The sequence below is a fragment of the Bacillus benzoevorans genome (assembly GCF_014207535.1).
Taxonomy (GTDB): Bacteria; Bacillota; Bacilli; order Bacillales; family Cytobacillaceae; genus Bacillus_BD; species Bacillus_BD benzoevorans.
The window spans coordinates 1-1,221 of the sequence record NZ_JACHGK010000054.1 but is presented as its reverse complement, the minus strand read 5'-3'; the positions used below and the strand labels follow the sequence as shown (position 1 = coordinate 1,221).

Genomic DNA, 1,221 nt, shown 5'->3' with positions numbered 1-1,221 from the left:
TGTGATGAGTTATATCGCCTAGAAAGGAAATTTAAACATTTGTCCCCGAGTAAACGAAGAAAGAAACGCAAAAAGTACTCGAAGCCAATTGTAGAAATGAAACATCATACGAATCATTTTCATAATCTCTTGAAATTTTTTCAATTCTCTCAAATGTGAATAACTGTCTATCACCGTGTTTATCCATAACTTCAAGGATAGTTCCGCCGAGATACCTTAAAAAAGCTAACTCCATTATGGAGGGACGTTGATTTTGTGGGATTATTTCTATTTTGGTCTTAGCTTCAATGTGATTAGTGTATGAGATGAAAAACATAAGAAAGAGTATTAAAGTTTTCCTCATTTTTTAATCTTCTCCTCGGATTTGGTTAATTTATTTTTTACAAGAAGATAGGATTTATTCATAACAATATATATTTATTAAGCTAACTTTGCATCTCTTTCATATTCCGCAATCTTGCTATAACGGAACAATGTAGATCGTCAAAATGGCGGTCTTTTTTACTAAAGAGGCCGTTTAATGAAACAAGACAAGATCTTTCAAGGAGGTAAATTCCTATATCCTGTAGAAAGTATTCCAAGTAAAAAAACAGTAAAAAACGGGGGAGGATTTAGTTGTGAAAAGGTTTATTCTCTTAGGAATTTTATTGTCGCTGTTTTTAATGGGGTGTACAAGCCAAACAACAGGAAATTCAGAGGAGAAAGTTTTTAAATCATCAGATGAAGTAGTAACTAAAGATGAACCAAAACCTTTGGTATTTATATACCATACACACAATAAGGAATCATTTATATCAGAAACACAAGTCCAAGAACCCAATATAGCTTATCATGATTCAAAGAATATTACATTGGTAGGAAAAAGGTTTAGTCAGGAATTAATTGAAAGGAACATAAGCAATATCCACGATAACGCAGATATTATGGATATTATGGAGAAGAAAGGGCTATCATTTAATCAGTCATATAGAGTTTCAAGAGATTCTTTACAAGAAGCTATAGAAAATAATAAAAGCATTAAAATGGTATTTGATATACACAGGGATTCTCAAAAGAGAGACAATACTACTATTAAAATTAATGGGAAAGATTATGCAAGGATTTCATTTGTAATATCCAATTCAAAGTAAGCCCGAAATATAAAAAGCGCACCTTTCCGGTACGCATCACAAATAGCCGTATATCCTGATTTTTTTAATCAAATATACGGCTTATTTATTT

1 protein-coding gene is annotated in these 1,221 nt (G+C 31.5%); it reads left to right on the top strand.

Features of this window, described 5'->3' with window-relative positions:
• The first annotated feature begins 617 nt into the window (after nt 1-617).
• Nucleotides 618-1,130 carry a stage II sporulation protein P gene (locus HNR53_RS23070; protein ID WP_184530534.1) on the top strand — a complete coding sequence of 171 codons (513 nt, stop codon included), beginning with the start codon at nt 618-620 and terminating at the stop codon, nt 1,128-1,130.
• Nucleotides 1,131-1,221 lie beyond the last annotated feature (91 nt).